General features: G+C 44.0%; 12 protein-coding genes and 5 pseudogenes. 8 read left to right on the plus strand and 9 right to left on the minus strand.

What is annotated here, in order from left to right; translation table 11 throughout:
• Together DSM107010_RS28820 and DSM107010_RS28825 are read left to right on the plus strand one after the other, a co-directional pair.
• A partial coding sequence (locus tag DSM107010_RS28820; protein WP_148125938.1) for a bile acid:sodium symporter family protein occupies window positions 1–730 on the plus strand: 730 nt, incomplete at its 5' end.
• 80 nt (window positions 731–810) lie between these two features.
• A complete protein-coding gene (locus tag DSM107010_RS28825; protein ID WP_106167370.1) occupies window positions 811–1032 on the plus strand; it encodes a hypothetical protein in 222 nt (73 codons plus the stop codon).
• Window positions 1033–1066: 34 nt separating this feature from the next.
• Here DSM107010_RS28825 and DSM107010_RS41595 read toward each other — a convergent pair.
• The 3 genes and pseudogenes from DSM107010_RS41595 to DSM107010_RS28840 form a co-directional block, all read right to left on the minus strand.
• Window positions 1067–1652, minus strand: a pseudogene (locus DSM107010_RS41595) (AAA family ATPase); the annotation flags it as partial.
• 247 nt (window positions 1653–1899) lie between these two features.
• The gene (locus DSM107010_RS28835; protein WP_127024534.1) at window positions 1900–3072 is read right to left on the minus strand and encodes a transposase; all 1173 of its coding nucleotides are present in this window, start codon (window positions 3070–3072) and stop codon (window positions 1900–1902) included.
• Window positions 3073–3132: 60 nt separating this feature from the next.
• Window positions 3133–3831, minus strand: a complete 699-nt coding sequence (locus tag DSM107010_RS28840; protein ID WP_106168344.1) for a hypothetical protein — start codon at window positions 3829–3831, stop codon at window positions 3133–3135.
• Window positions 3832–3858: 27 nt separating this feature from the next.
• Between DSM107010_RS28840 and DSM107010_RS38825 the strand changes: the two genes are divergently transcribed.
• From DSM107010_RS38825 to DSM107010_RS28855, 4 genes and pseudogenes are all read left to right on the plus strand, one after another.
• The gene (locus DSM107010_RS38825) at window positions 3859–4005 is read left to right on the plus strand and encodes a hypothetical protein (protein ID WP_158631887.1); all 147 of its coding nucleotides are present in this window, start codon (window positions 3859–3861) and stop codon (window positions 4003–4005) included.
• Between the two features lie 41 nt (window positions 4006–4046).
• Complete coding sequence (locus tag DSM107010_RS43190; protein WP_106168345.1) at window positions 4047–4133, plus strand: IS1/IS1595 family N-terminal zinc-binding domain-containing protein; 87 nt, start codon at window positions 4047–4049, stop codon at window positions 4131–4133.
• 29 nt (window positions 4134–4162) lie between these two features.
• Window positions 4163–4303: pseudogene (locus DSM107010_RS41600) on the plus strand (IS1 family transposase); the annotation flags it as partial.
• A 350-nt stretch (window positions 4304–4653) separates the two neighbouring features.
• Window positions 4654–5868, plus strand: a complete 1215-nt coding sequence (locus DSM107010_RS28855; RefSeq protein WP_106168346.1) for a flavin monoamine oxidase family protein — start codon at window positions 4654–4656, stop codon at window positions 5866–5868.
• Between the two features lie 52 nt (window positions 5869–5920).
• On the opposite strand, the pseudogene DSM107010_RS28860 reads toward DSM107010_RS28855, so the two are convergent.
• Window positions 5921–6349 (minus strand): annotated as a pseudogene (locus DSM107010_RS28860) (ISKra4 family transposase); the annotation flags it as partial.
• 231 nt (window positions 6350–6580) lie between these two features.
• Between DSM107010_RS28860 and DSM107010_RS28865 the strand changes: the two are divergent.
• Window positions 6581–8158, plus strand: a complete 1578-nt coding sequence (locus DSM107010_RS28865) for a glycosyltransferase family 39 protein (RefSeq protein ID WP_106168348.1) — start codon at window positions 6581–6583, stop codon at window positions 8156–8158.
• Window positions 8159–8308: 150 nt separating this feature from the next.
• Here the strand turns inward: DSM107010_RS28865 and DSM107010_RS43195 are convergent.
• The 4 genes and pseudogenes from DSM107010_RS43195 to DSM107010_RS28885 all read right to left on the minus strand — a co-directional run.
• Window positions 8309–8613: pseudogene (locus tag DSM107010_RS43195) on the minus strand (DDE-type integrase/transposase/recombinase); the annotation flags it as partial.
• Between the two features lie 316 nt (window positions 8614–8929).
• Window positions 8930–10213 carry an alpha-L-fucosidase gene (locus DSM107010_RS28875; protein ID WP_106168349.1) on the minus strand — a complete coding sequence of 428 codons (1284 nt, stop codon included), beginning with the start codon at window positions 10211–10213 and terminating at the stop codon, window positions 8930–8932.
• 92 nt (window positions 10214–10305) lie between these two features.
• The gene (locus DSM107010_RS28880) at window positions 10306–10635 is read right to left on the minus strand and encodes a hypothetical protein (RefSeq protein WP_106168350.1); all 330 of its coding nucleotides are present in this window, start codon (window positions 10633–10635) and stop codon (window positions 10306–10308) included.
• A gap of 103 nt (window positions 10636–10738) precedes the next feature.
• Window positions 10739–12229: an aromatic ring-hydroxylating dioxygenase subunit alpha gene (locus DSM107010_RS28885; protein ID WP_106168351.1), complete on the minus strand. Its 1491-nt coding sequence runs from the start codon at window positions 12227–12229 to the stop codon at window positions 10739–10741.
• 541 nt (window positions 12230–12770) lie between these two features.
• On the opposite strand from DSM107010_RS28885, the pseudogene DSM107010_RS43200 reads away from it, so the two are divergent.
• Window positions 12771–13433: pseudogene (locus tag DSM107010_RS43200) on the plus strand (IS6 family transposase).
• 185 nt (window positions 13434–13618) lie between these two features.
• On the opposite strand, the gene DSM107010_RS28900 reads toward DSM107010_RS43200, so the two are convergent.
• Window positions 13619–14851, minus strand: coding sequence for a hypothetical protein (locus DSM107010_RS28900; RefSeq protein ID WP_199755805.1), 1233 nt, complete (start codon window positions 14849–14851; stop codon window positions 13619–13621).
• Window positions 14852–14989 lie beyond the last annotated feature (138 nt).

The following is a 14989-nucleotide window of genomic DNA, read 5'->3' on the forward strand; positions in this document are numbered from 1 at the left end:
AATCATACCGATGCAACCAGAAATTGCGGTGGGAGTAACGATCCTGGCTCTGTGTCCTGGCGGACCTTCTTCCAACATGATTACTTATTTGGCGAAAGGAGATGTCGCCCTTTCTGTGACTTTAACAGCTTTGAGTAGCGCCATTACCGTATTCACAATTCCTATACTCGCAAATTTTTCATTGCAATATTTTGTCGGACAAAGTGCGGCGATCGCCTTACCAATTGGACAAACAATGCTACAAATTTTCGCGATCGCCATATTACCAATTATTGTGGGCATGACAATCCGGCAAAAGTTTCTCAACTTAGCCCGCCGACTAGAGAAGACCGCGAATCGGCTTGCCGTTGCCTTCCTCGCTTTAATTATCTTGGTACTAATCGTTCACGAGTGGAATCGCATACCCTCTTTTATCGCCCAAGTAGGAATTGCGGTAGTACTACTGAATACAATCTCAATGGCGATCGGATTTTGGTTTGGCAAGCTGTTCAATTTGAATTTTGCTCAACGAATTTGTATTGCGATCGAGGTGGGAATTCAAAATGCGACGCTAGCGATCGCAATTACCGCCGGACTGTTAAACAATCCCGATATGGCTGTTCCTGCTGCCGTTTACAGCTTATTTGCCTACGCCACTGCTATTCTTACCATTTTCTACGGGAGAAGATCTGTCCAGAGGATCGATCGGGAGGAGAGATCGCGAGCCAACAATTTATCAGCTCGGCCTTAGCGATCGCGCTGTACGACAAAGTAAGTCCGAGCGAATCTCCAGCAATCCACTTACTTTATTTTCGCTCTCAGTTAAAACCTATGATTTTAAAACCTCGTCTTCTTGATGGTTCGTCAGCTCCTCCCTGGCTGCAAAAAATTCAGTATGCACGCGACTCGATTGCCTACATGGACGCTGCAAAACGTTACAGGGACATTTTTAACGCTCCTGTAATTGGAAATTACGATGTTGTTTTATTTGTCAGCAATTCTACTGCACTACAGCAAATTTTCGCCAATGACACAAAGCAATTTATTTGGTGATGTCTACAACTCATCATAGAGACAACACAACGGTATAGTCTGGGCGACTATACGACTATTTGGCGATCGAATCGACCTGAATGCAGCAATGCCGGATCTAGTAGATCTGGGCGGTTGGTTGCGGCGATAATAATGATGCCAACCTTGCCCTTAATACCTTCCATTTCAGTCAACAGCTGGTTAAGGATTTGCTCGCGCATATCGTTACCACTACCTAAGCCAGCGCCCCGCTGACCACCTACAGTATCAATTTCATCAATAAATACGATGCAGGGGACATTAGATTTAGCTTGTTCAACTAAGTCGCGGATGCGGGAAGCACCCACACCGACAAACGTTTCCACACACTCGGAACCAGAGATAGACAAGAAGGGAACGCCTGCTTCACCAGCTACAGCACGAGCTAGTAGAGTTTTATCCATTCCTGACGACCCAGCCAGCAGAATGCCTTGAGGAATTTTTGTCCCATCTGCAGCAAAGCGGTCGGTATTCTTCAAGAAGTCTACAACTTCTTTTAATTCCAGCTTTGCTCGATCCATACCTGCTACATCCTTAAAAGTTACTTGGGCTTGTGGTTCCTGTACCATAGCTTTGGATTTGTCAAAGTCCTTCACCTGACTACTCAGATCGCTTACGGTGCCTGTAAGATCGCTTATGCTGCTTTTAAGATCGCTGACGCTGCGTCCCAGCAACAATATACGCATTAAAGGCAATAAAGAAAATAAAAAGCCTAGTGCTTTAAACCAGAAATCCTCAATTGTTTGGGGTGAAAAATCTATAGTAACGTTACTCTGACGCCAAACTTGGCTTAGCAGACTATGGTCTTCAGGCAAGTATACAGTTACTACACCTGGTTGACTGACAAAACTACGAGGCAAAAGAAAAATTCCTGACTTGAAACTCGCGTTCGAGAAATTTTTGGGTTTGTTTTTGAGAGGCAATTGCCGGATCTGGATCGACATCTCCACAAAGACAAAGAGTAGAAAAGAACCGCCATCCGCGAGACAATACACCCTTAACCCACTCCCAACCAAGGCGCAAATAGCTGTTGCCTCTAAAAGTATGACAATCAACTAAACGTCGTTTACCTGTTTTGACAACTTCTTGTCCTTGAACAGTTAAAAATAAGGACGTAATTGCCATGACAAGGCATAAACGAGATAGTGCCATAGGGGAACGAATCAAGGATTTTTCAAGTTGAAAGCCATTGGACTTTTCATCCAAAAATTCTTCTTCAATATCAAACCGCTCACCGTACTCGCGCAAAGTTTGTAACGAGGTAGGCTCATCACTAATGATGTACCAAAGTTCATGACTAACTGGGTCTCGCGCCAAAGCTAAATTGACCAGACCATAAGGGATGGTCTTGGTTATTTTTACACCTTGAAGAAGTATTGCATCTCCAAGATTTAGATGGAGATCTCTCAGTTGATATGGGATTTTACCAGGTGGTAGCACCCACAAATCATTTTTGACGCGGATCCGATAATGCCAACCCAAATTATGCTCCAAATAGTTCATCAGTTTTGTGTCGGCAAAACCCCTATCTGCCAGAAACCTGACTTTGGTATTAATTGGTAATAATCGAGATATACGTCGTAATAGTTGTTCATATACATTGAAAGAAATACTACTACTTTTATGCTCAATCACACGCCATCCAACTGGAACTGCACGTCCTCGGTATCGCACCGAGACTCGAATTAAACAATAACGATTCCACAACATACTCGTGTCCCCAACTAAAACTATTTCGGACGTACCCCACGCAGACAATGCAGCTTGAATAATTGGACTGTATAACCTTTGAACGTTAATGCGAGGATTGTGTAACCAACGGCTCAACCGTCTTTGATGGCTTTGGGCGAAAAGGGCGCGGCTATCAATGTAAATTGTCCACTTTGTCAAACTAATACATTCTGAGTAAATTAGTCCGATTACCATCCAGCTCAACGTATGTAGGTGGCGAATGTCTGCCCAAGTTTTTGATTGACCTAACAGTTTAAGCAGTTCATGATAAATGTGGGAGGTGTTTGCCATTGTAAGGAGCGATAACTGTGTGTGGTTACCAGTTACACTACGACGTGGAATGCCCTTCAATCAAGGGCTATGCCTCCCCTTATCCCCACTTTTGTCAGTCAACCAGGTTACTACACCTAATGGGCGCGGGTCGTAAGAACTGTAAGAACTGCTGTTCTTGAATTCGACTAGAGCTTTAGAGTTATCGTGGCTAATCTTAATTTCTGCGACTTCACCTCGTTTAACTGCATGAATCAAATAGGTGTATGAACATATTTCTCGGCTCTGGGGTTGTTTGTCAAAAGATACTGTTACCAGAACAATGACAACAACAAAAATTGCCACAAACGCAAACAACTCAACATTTCTCTGCCATTTTTCCACTGGGGCGCGTCGCAGCAAGAAGAATAAATATATTGAAAACAGAACTGCCAAAAACAAAGTTCTCAATATTTTAAACTTATCGGTTTGTGGCAATACAGAAACATCAACAGAACGGTCAACCAAAATGTCGATCAACTCGGTCTTTTTAGGCAAGTTTACGATCGCGGAGCTACCGTCTACAGTCTTGAATAAAGCACTCGTATAGTCAGGACTGAACTCAACCTTAACAACCATACCTTTTTCAATTGCTCGAGTAAAATCGCTGTATCGCCATGTCTCTCGACTTTGAAGTTGTTTGTCAAAGAACGCTATCCTCTGAGGAATAACATTAGTAATTGTAATAATTGCAATTGCTAGAAAGGCGTACAGCCCCGCGTTTCTCCACCGTTTATTCACCGCAATCTATCCTCCTAAATCTCAAGTGTGAGGGCGCTCACTACTGGCAGCGAGATTTGGTTAGCAGCGCTAAATTTTAGCAAAAGCTTGCTAGAAGCTTGTTGGGTAGAAACAGCATATCAAAAAAAGTGTCCACTATACGAGCCGATCGTGCGTCAGGAAAGCGTGGAATGATATTATACAGAGGCAGAAAATTACTCCGGTTCTAAGAAGCCATGCTTTGTCCACTTTGCAGTCATGATAAGACCTATAAACACGGGAAAACCAGTAAGGGTAGCAAACGCTACCGATGCCTAAGATGAAGTAGAACACCACATGGGAGCCGACGAAGATCACCTTGCGTTTGGTCATCAGCTACTTTAACTGGATTTGGGTACATTCCCGTTTAGGAACTACGGCGGCTCAACGAGCAGACCTAGCGTCAGAACCTTGGACTTGGCAAGATATCGCTGTTTATTCCACACTTTGCTGAGGCACGACCACACTACCCAAGTGCACGTGCTATACCCAGAAACAGAAACGCGAACAAAAACTTTTATGCTAGTCTGTACTAAGTTTGATCGTTCAATATTGAAGCCGCTATTGCAGCGATCGATGTTGAATGCTGTTACAACGGTGGTGGAGTAGGATACACACGCAGTCGAAACTTCGTATCCTCGTCAGCCAGCAAAGATTTGATTACTGAATGAAGAAATTATGTTTCGTGCTAAAAAGCTTTACCAAGAATGGTGAGATTAACTCATAGCTGGCACTATCTGCACAACTCACCCAAGTGAGAATATCCTAAATTGCTGTCCTTAAGCGATCGCTAGTTCTTCCTGTATGTACAACCTGAGTCGTCGTCAGTTTTTATTGCGGAGTACTCTCACCATTGCCGCAACTCTAGCCTACGAGCAAGTACAAGCCCAAGAACCAAAATCCCTTGGCGCTTTGCCACCAGGATTGCCGCATCAAAAGGTAATCGTTGTCGGTGCAGGTATTTCCGGTTTAGTAGCAGCGTATGAATTAACAGCAGTCGGTCATGATGTCACCATTTTAGAAGCAAGGAAACGAATCGGCGGTAGAGTATTAACCCTGCGAGGAGCCTTTCAAGGAGAGGATTTAGTAGAACTTGGAGCGGCTAGAATCCCATCAAATCATCATTTAACCCTTGGTTACATCAAACATTTTGGTTTAAGACTCTCACAGTTTGCGCCGACGACTGGAAAATATCTCACGATGAAGGACGGAAAACGTCTATTAGTCCCAGCGAAAGAACTATTTCAAAATCAACCGCAAATCCGCGCCCAAGAGATTCAAAAACTGACCGATGGATTCGATCTACTTCCCCAAGCATTTACCCAAGCATTGACAGAAAAAATTAAACTTGATAATGCTGTTACTCGGATTGTACAAACATCTAATGGTGTTGAAGTGTCGTGCTCATCGGGGCAACGATATTTTGGCGATTGCGTGTTATGTACTGTCCCGTTAACCGTCTTAGATCGGATTACTTTTTCACCCGATCTATCTCCAGCCAAAAAAGAGGCGGCGGCAGGAGGATATAACTATCGAGCAGCAACCCGTTGCTATGTTAAATTCCCCGCTCGGTTCTGGGAAAAAGATGACTTAAATGGGTGGGGATTTTTCGAGGATGAAGAACTGTGGCATACTACCTGGGATAAACCTGAAAAGACAGGTATCCTTCATGCTTATCTCAAAGGAGAAAAAGCTTTTGAGATGGATGCTTTTGAGGGCAAAGTTCAACAGACAAAATTACTTCAGCATTGGGAGAAAATTTTGCCTGGAGTCAGTAATTACTCTGTGCGATCGCACTTTTATTCATGGACAAAAGATATCTGGTCAAAGGGAGGTTGGGCTTACCCAACAGACGAACAGGAGAAGAAACTATTTTCAGAACTAGGGAGGTCAGAAGGAAAAATTTATTTTGCTGGAGAGCATACTTCCAAGACGAGAGGCTGGCTTCAAGGCGCATTAGAATCTGGACTCAAAGCTGCTAAAGAAATTCAACTGAGGAAGCGTAAATATTTAATATGAAAAGAGGTGATTGTTAAGCTGCTTTTTCCGACTCAGGCAACACAAACTCTAGCTATTTTTCTGACCAATCTTGACTGACCATGCTGGCTCGAATTTGCAAAACATTATGTGCCCCTTCTCCAGTCCATTGCATTTTCTGTTTCCGCTTGTGTCTGGCATTGATGATTGAATCGATATGGGATTCTGCCAATTGACGGGTGAATACTAGATTGGCTTTCTGCCGCTCGTCATAATTTACCAGATAATCCAAATTGTTCTTTAGATAATCATGCAATCCCTTAAGCTTAGACCGTTTCTTTTCATCAGTGATGTTGTCGCAGATTAAGGCGATTTTCCGCAGAGTCTCTTCTACTTCTCTATGCCAGAGAGTCCACTTGGCATTTTCAATGGATTCGCAGCAGGCTTCACCTAGAGCAGTTTTGAGATTTTGGAATTTCTTGGCAATGTGAAACCAGTCTAAAATTAGTTCTATAGTTTGGCAATCAGCGCCAACTACTTGCAATTGAGCTAACTGTGTGTTTTGGCTCTTTTGCTGGAAGTTCAACACCCGACCTCTAGGCTTTTTTTGAAGAGTGCGACTATTGGGATGAAGCTTTTGTAGGTCCTAATATCCTTTGTCTGCCAAACACTCAATCTCGGCTTTAAATTTGACTTGACAATACCAATCGCTCGTCACTGAGAATCTTTGCAACAAAACGGAACAAGCTCCATCATGTTTGAAAAACTATCGGCTCAAATGAATCAGCCCAGACGTTTTCTCAGCAGTGACTTTGCCCTTCTGGGTGCCTTAGCCGTTGTGAAACTGCTGCTTCATTTTTTCACCAATGGACACTATGGTTATTTCTCAGATGAACTTTACTACATTGCCGCAGGAGAACACTTAGACTGGGGCTTTGCAGAATTTCCTCCACTCGTCGCTGTCATTGCGAATATTAGCCGCTGGTTGCTGGGCGATTCCCTGTTTGCAATTCGCCTATTTCCAGCGATCGCTGGAGCACTGACGGTTTTCTTAACTGGAATTATAGTGCGCGAGCTGGGTGGAGGCAGATTTGCGCAGTGCTTGGCGGCGATCGCGGTGATTCTTGCGCCTGGGTATCTGTTTCTACAAACCGTTCTGACGATGAATGCGTTTGAGCCACTGCTCTGGATGATTTGCGCTTACATAGCAATTTTGATTTTGAAGTATGAAGCTCCCAAGCTTTGGCTACTCGCTGGATTAGTCATCGGGATTGGGTTGATGAACAAGTTCTCCATTGCCTTCTTTGCTGTCAGTCTTCTGATTAGCTTCTCGATTACCCCTGCTCGAAAGCTTCTGTTTAATCGATGGCTTTTACTAGGGTGTGTGATTGCTATTGTCATTTGCTTACCAACGGTGCTTTGGCAAAGCCAGCATGGTTGGGCTTTTCTAGAACACCAACGAGAGTCTAATTTATACGAGAAAAAACCTTTTCTTCAATCTACTCTCGATCTATTTTTACAACAAATCATTTTGATTAATCCTACAGCATTACCTATTTGGTTAGCGGGGCTTTACTACTACCTGTTTACTAGAGATGGTAGAAAATATCGTGCATTCGGATGGACATATATTGTTATTCTGGGATTATTTCTATTTTTTGAGGCGCGATACTACTACCTGTTTCCGATTTATCCTCTGTTTCTGGGTGCGGGAGCAATTGTGTTCGAGCAACTCTTCAAGCATGGTAAATATCTGAAATCCGCCTTCTTAAGTTTTTTAATCGCTGGAGGTGTTATCCTGGCACCAATTGGGCTACCGATTTTGCCAATCGAGATGGCGATCGGTTACTCCAATTTTGTCTACCGACCTCCCACCTTAGCGAAGGATATAAAGAATCAGTCAGAACAAGCTCCCTGGCATTTTAGATTGATGCTGGGTTGGGAAGAAACAGTGGCAACTGTTGCAGCAGTGTACGATCGCATGACGCCCAGCGAACAGTCTGAGTGTGCCATCTTAGCTTGGAGGTATGGGGATGCGGGAGCCATTGATTTTTGGGGTCGGAACTACAACCTTCCCAAAGCAATCAGTGGGCATACAGGTTACTATTTTTGGGGACCGAAAGAGTACTCCGGCGAACTGGTGCTTAGTGTTGGGGGTAACCTGAGTTTTTTGAAACAAAGATTCGATTCCGTAGAACAGGTTGCTACAGTTACACATGAAGAGAGTGTTGGGATTAAGAGCAATTTGCCGATTTATCAATGTCGAGGTATCAAGAAACCATTGAATGAGCTTTGGTCTGATTTCAAATTCTACTTCAAACGCCCAACATAGCCCTCTTCTAACGTTCCAATCCGCTATGGGAGTGTAACAAATCAAGAGGCTAAAAGGAACTTAAGTCACAGCGGTATTGTCAACTTAAGACAGCAGGCGAAAAATTCAGCACGATTATTCCTGCGAAGCCATGATTGCTGAAATTATGCATCAGAAATTAGCAAGAGTGACTTCTCGCCAATCTTGAAATCGTTGACGGAATTGTTGGTGATAGCGCTATCGCGGTAAGTTGATGTTGTTTGAGGTAGAAGTGGTCTCGAATCGAACCAAATGCAGACAAAAATCGTTGCGTTTGCCTTGGGGATTTGAATTTTCGCATTCGTCGCTCTCGCACTCGTGTGGACTGATGAGAGTTTTCCGCTCAATTGTTCAATCCCTTGTGAGTAGCGATACTCAACGCCCTTTAGGACTTGTTTCTTTGCTGCTGCATAGCTCTTGAGCTTATCGATTACCAAGGGCATTATAGGCATTAAGCCGAGAGCTACGTTTTTTCCGACGAGATGACCGGAAAAGCCCTGTCACGTACGGATTTATAATTTGCAACCAGCTTGTCATCACAAGCAGATGGTCAATCAAAGTCATTTGCTCATCCATTCACCACTCATCTGTAAGATAATGTTGAACTCCCGGTCAACATAATATTTTTTCGTAACACCTAGCGCAAAAGCCTTGTGATTGAGTATATTTTGCCCTATTTCAATCACTGTGAAACTTTTGCGTTTCGCACCGCAAACTAGTCTAAACTCTAGTTATGGATGACTCGATCTGGAATTAGGTGCGATTGCTTGCAGATAAGTCTGTGTTGAGTTGTGGAATAAAATCAACAGCAATGACAGTGGCGTAAGAGTCGATCGCTGATTCTGGTACTTGGATCGTCAATTCACCCAAAGGGTCGGGATGAGAGAATAGTGTATCCACGATCGCGCAACGAGTCGTGTATTGCAGCCTAGTACCATCAGCCAAAACCGAAACCGATTTAACTCGTTTAATCGGCACGCCGCGCACAGACACAGTTTCGTATGGCTTCATCAGTAAATGCAGATAAATGCGATCGCGCTTGCGTGTAGATGGACCATAAAACTGCCACGGTTCTAGAGCTGGCATTGTGCCAATGATACTTTCACTATTTCTAGCCATCCAGTTTTCTACCACTACCAATCGTTCGAGTAATTCTGGCTGAATTTGACCGTTACCCATTGGGCTAATATTTAACAGTAAATTACCGCCTTTGCCTGCGACTTCACATAATGTATGAATTAACTGACGTGCTGATTTGAAGTTGGTATCGCCACAGTTATAGCCCCAACTATCATTAATCGTCATGCAGGTTTCCCAGACTCCCTGTAGCGGTTGGGGTGGAATAAGTTGCTCTGGAGTGCTAAAGTCGCCCAATGGAGGCAAGCGATCGTTTATCAAAATTTCTGGTTGTAACGAGCGGATCGTGTCGTGTAATACAGTTGCTTGCCATTGCTCCGGCGTGCGTTCCCAAGCTCCATCAAACCAAAGAAGATCGATTTTACCGTAGTTCGTCAGCAGTTCTCGCACCTGATCGAACATAAAGTGAATAAACCGCTGCCACTGTGAGTCCGTTGGTTGTCGCCATTGACCGAACGTATAGGGCTTATCAGCTTCCGTAAAGGCTGGATAATCTGGGTGATGCCAGTCAATTAACGAGAAGTATAAGCCAATGCGAATCCCCTCAGAGCGCATCGCTTCAATGAATTCTCGCACGATATCCTTTTTGTAGTGCGAGTGCTGAATCGAAAAGTCCGATTGCTGCGTGTGGAACATAGCAAAGCCATCGTGGTGCTTTGCTGTCAAAATTGCATATTGTACTCCCATGCGTTTTGCTAACCGCGCCCACTCTAAGGGGTTGTAGTCTTGTGGGTTGAAGCTGTTTGCCGTGCTGTGATATTCATCTACTGGGACATTGCCACAATATGGCAAACTGGACACTCCACCAACCAGCGACCATGACAATTCACAACCTCTTACCGAACTATGTCCCCAGTGTACGAACATTCCCAGACGGGCTGTATCAAACCAAGTTTTCATAACTCAAGTTTTCATCACTACAGAAGTGTTGAATGGAAAATTATCCATTAGTTATTTTCCAGCCTGGAATCCGCGAGAAAAACTATAACTCTTCAGTGTAATGAATTGAACACTGCTGAAAGCTTCCGAAGTGTTTCTTCACGCTTGTAATCCGCGCAAGCTTCACAAGCTTCTGCCAAAATTGTCGGCAAATTTGATTGATTCGGAGATTTGCTGACACTTACTGCACTGGCAAGGAAAGACAGGCAGCGATAGTAAGAGCTTTGCAAATCCTTAAGCCGGAATTGCTTAACATTGTCGTATTCACCATTAAAAAACAATTCACGGCAATGATTCTCGCACTCACTGTCGCTTGTTCCCAATTCATCCAGAATTGCTTCGATCTTTGGATGTAATTCTGTTGGTTTTCTCTCCTCGTCCATAGTTTCTCTTAATTATTGTTAAGTTCTTGTTTCCATCGTTTTTGCTAATTGTTTTTGCTAATTGCTTCTGAAACCTCTAGTTATGTTGTCATGCCACATTTACTCAGTCATTCTGGGCGTGTTCAAACTCATAAACATAGAAAAGCCGTTTGAGCTTCTTGAGCAGGTATCCTAGCATGGCAAATAAGACTGCGCCGCCAATCGCCCACCAGAATTGAGTAGGGGGAGCGGTCAAAAGAGATGTACTTCCGGTCACTACCGCCTTCATTGCCACAGTTCGAGAGTCCATAATGACACCGAGACACAAGCAAGCAATCGCTGCCACACGAGCTACCATAGCTAGGCGATTAATATTCTTTAGCGCATCCTGGCAAACTCTACACTGTTGAGTATGGGTCGTCCATACATCAAACAACTTCTGCTTGTCTTGCTGCTCTATTGGTGGGAGGTCTGAGCTAGATTCACCAGCCCAAGGGATACCACCCCCAGCCCTCTTCTCCAACCACTGGCGAAATGCAATTGTCATCTTGTCTTGAGGATTGGGAGTATAAACTGCATCCAGCCATTTATCCCTTCCCTGTCTAGCAAGAATCTTCTCTTGACGATGCAAGAATACTGTGTCTTGATGCAGGAACAAAGAGGCTAGCACGTGACCTAACCAGTTAGGCATCGGTAGGGCAAAAAACCCCACCCCTTCTGGTTTTTTACCCGCTTCGTTTTTCACTAACACCTGAGTGCCAATATGCCGACACCAACCAGGACGGGTTGGGCTAGCATATAAAGCCAGGATCAGTTGACCACCATCTTTATAGGTTGAAACAACTCTCATCAGACTTGGCGGTTGAAAGTCATGAATCTTTTGAGAAAGCTTCGATCCAGCTGGTACGACTTCAAAGGAAAATCCTGATTGAGTAGACATCTCTCGGACTCGAATCATGTCGTAATACTGGTCGTCCTGGTATCGACTTCCCATAATCCCATGATGAGAAACAGGTACGTGAGCTGGGTCTGCCACATTTTCCATGAAAAAGTCCCATCCGTAAGGCAGGTCGCGGATATTCCAGAATAATTGCACTACCCTGTCCGAGTTGCTCTCTAACTCTGGAATGATTTGTGGTTGTCTCAATTGGCTTTCTATGTGGGCAGAGTCGCCTGCCTCTGCCCACACCCACAATAGTCCCTGGCGCTCCTGTGTTGGATAGGCAACAGCACACGATCTACGATTTGAGCAGTGCAGAGCTTCAGCTTGCTTATCTTTAGACTGTGGGATGCTAACACAGTTCCCCTCCGAGTTAAACCGCCAGCCGTGATAGGCACACAAAAGCGTACCGTCAGACTCAACACGTCCTTCAGAAAGAGGAGCTAATCGATGGGGACAAAAATCTTCAAAGCAACGCCATTGACGACTGCCATCTCGCCATAAGACAAGCTCCTTACCCAATAGCTGTATTGCATGAGGGCGGGACGGGTCTAAGAAATCTACAACGGCGACTGGATACCACTGAAGAGTCCATTGGAACGTTTCTTTCTCTGATTCTGTAAATTGTGGGGTAACATCCCGTACTTCCCCTGGCAGATTGGTTTGACTCGTCATGTTTTCTCCTTAGTTTAGAAAGTTGGAAGCTATTATTAATGTTTCTGGTTGTGTCGCAAATACTTTTGATTGACAAATGCTCTGTATCGTTCGCGTTACCTTAAGCGATCGCTCCAAAGATTGCTTTGATAAACTTCACTTGTGCGATCGCCGATCGTGTTCATCGCTTCAATACTGCTCAAGCTTCGTCTCGCGGTATTGAACGACTCGAATCCGATTATTTGTATGGTAACGCGCTTGATATTTTTACAGTCTGGCTCGATTACGTTATTCTAATACTTGCTAGTTTCGTAATTCGGTTTCTGCTAAAAGCGATTCCTGCGCTTTGAACGTCTCGATCGCCACTGCATGGGCAGTATCTTATCCACTGCGATCGCTCGTGGAGTTTATATGTGTTGAGCCTTGAGTATAAATGTATCAATGCAAAAACATCTTGTCAATAAGTAAAATTTAAGGTTCTACACTCTTCTAGGGGCATTGTCAACTTAACCCAAAAGTAGAATAATCGTACTGGTTCCACTAGGTTCACGATTTCTGCCTCATGTATTCTCGCCATCGATTCCCCGCCGAAATTATCAGCTACTGTGTCTGGCTCTACTACACCCTTCCCTTGAGCTACCAAAATACCCTTGAAAATGATGCTCGCTCGCGGCACTGAAGTGACATACGAATCGATTCGAGAATAGTGCCAAAAATTCAGGCAGCAGTATGCCAATCAACTTCGGCGCAAACGCGCTTACGTTGCAGACAAATGGCATTTAGATGAAGTGGTGGTCACGCTCAAGGGGCAGCAATATTATCTGTGGCGAGCGGCAGATACCGAAAGGAACGTGCTGGATATTTTACTACAAGGACATCGTGACACGAAGGCAGCAAAGCGATTATGAGCGCAAGCTTCTGAAAAAACAAGGCTTCGTGCCACGGGTAGTCGTGACTGACAAGCTGAAGAACTACGAAGCGGCGAAGAAGCAAGTTTTGAAGAATGTGGAACATCAACAACACAAGGGACTAAACAATCTTTGCGAGAATTCTCACGACTCCGACACGAATTTGAGAGCACCGGATGCGGCGATTCAAATCTCCAGGGCAAGCCCAACGCTTTCTCTCCACTTTTGAACCGATTTGAGACCACTTTCACTCAAAACAACATCAACTGACCGCTCAACACCATCGTCAACTCTTGCGCCAACGATTTCAAGATTAGCAAGACGTTGTTGGGCTGAAATCGGCTGCATAAATTGAGCGCACCTAATATTTAGGAATTATTGTGCTGAATTTTGAACGTGCCTAGTTAAGTTGACAATACCAGTGCAAGGCGTTGAAAAAGGTGATGTGCGAGCACAGATAGAGTTCATGTCTCAAATTTTTGGATTAGTTGCTTAATGGAGTTTAATTTGGAGTAATCGTTTGTTCTTTATGCAGTTTTTGCGACACAACTGTTAATACGCTCATACCTGCTACTGGTGCAGCAGTTGTCATAATTTTAGTGCGGCTTTGAGACTTCCAGTACTGATATCTCAGGAAAGGAAATGAAGCGACTTTTTTGGCTAAAGCCCAGAAAAATACGTAACTCGCTAGCAACCGCTCAAAAGCCCCAAATCGAGATTCCCTCAAATCCTCAATTAGTGTCTTTCGATCTTCTGTATTTTGGTTTTTGAAGTCAAAATCTTCATTGTTACCTGCTAAAACGATCGCATTACTAAAGCCTTTACGCGCAATCTCAGGGTTAGCACCCATAACCACAACTTCTGGTCCGACATTAATATTTCTCACTCCATCTACTTGTTTACCGGTCATAATTACAGCGCTTTCTTGCTGCTTTTGCTTTTGTCCCCGTCTACCGTCAGGCAAGCCCAAAAATAGCAACGTACCTCTCACAACTCGGTGTCCAAAATCGTGTAATAAATCGTCTGATGGATTTGCCCCATGTACTTCTAAAGAAGCAATTCCATAGCTGAGAGAAAATAATTTACTTACATAAGATTTTAATAATTTACTGACCCAAGGCACGTCACCAATAATGAGCGTTCTTTTGCCAGTTCTGGCAAGGAGTTGTCTTCCTTGAAAGTACCGCAATGCTAGCGTCCAGAACCACGGACCAAATATATAAATTGCAATATCTACCAACTCGACTTTCGGAATGACTATTTCTAAAAAGAACGTATCTTGGGGTATGCTAGTTGCCCACATAACCAAACCTAATATTGTCTTGGCTAGAGGAATTGTCTGACTGAAAGGAATTGCCCATCCAACTGTAATTACAATATACAAAGTATGAATTCCCCAAGCTAGAGGCGTTTCTAGAACGTGCTGCGCCCATTTGCGACTGCTGGCAATCAGTGTTCGTCGAATCGCATTCTGATGCGTCTCTCCGGTTGGAGTTGTTCCCATAATCTGCACGACATTGAGGTCGAGAAAGGCATCCTTCATCTTCTCTAAGTCGGCGAGATCTCCTTGAGTTAATGTCATTCCATAAGGGTTAGAGTTGGGAAAATGATGTTTAACCTGCTTCGCCAGATACAATAACAATTCGGTTAAGGTATGTTGAGCTGCGGCAACTGCGATCGTGGCAGGTTCAGAAGTTCTGCGTCCGCTCCCATTGACGAAGATATTGTGACGCACAGTATTTGAGTGCTTTGGTTGAATCGCCCGAGAGCCTAAAAAGCTGCTTAACTCTCCAGTTAAACGTGAGTTCGATGAGAAAAACTAGCCAAAAAGAAAACTGAGACCTATGCTCAAAATACACACACAATAGTCTCA

It is taken from the genome of Chroococcidiopsis cubana SAG 39.79, assembly GCF_003991895.1.
Taxonomy (GTDB): domain Bacteria; phylum Cyanobacteriota; class Cyanobacteriia; order Cyanobacteriales; family Chroococcidiopsidaceae; genus Chroococcidiopsis; species Chroococcidiopsis thermalis.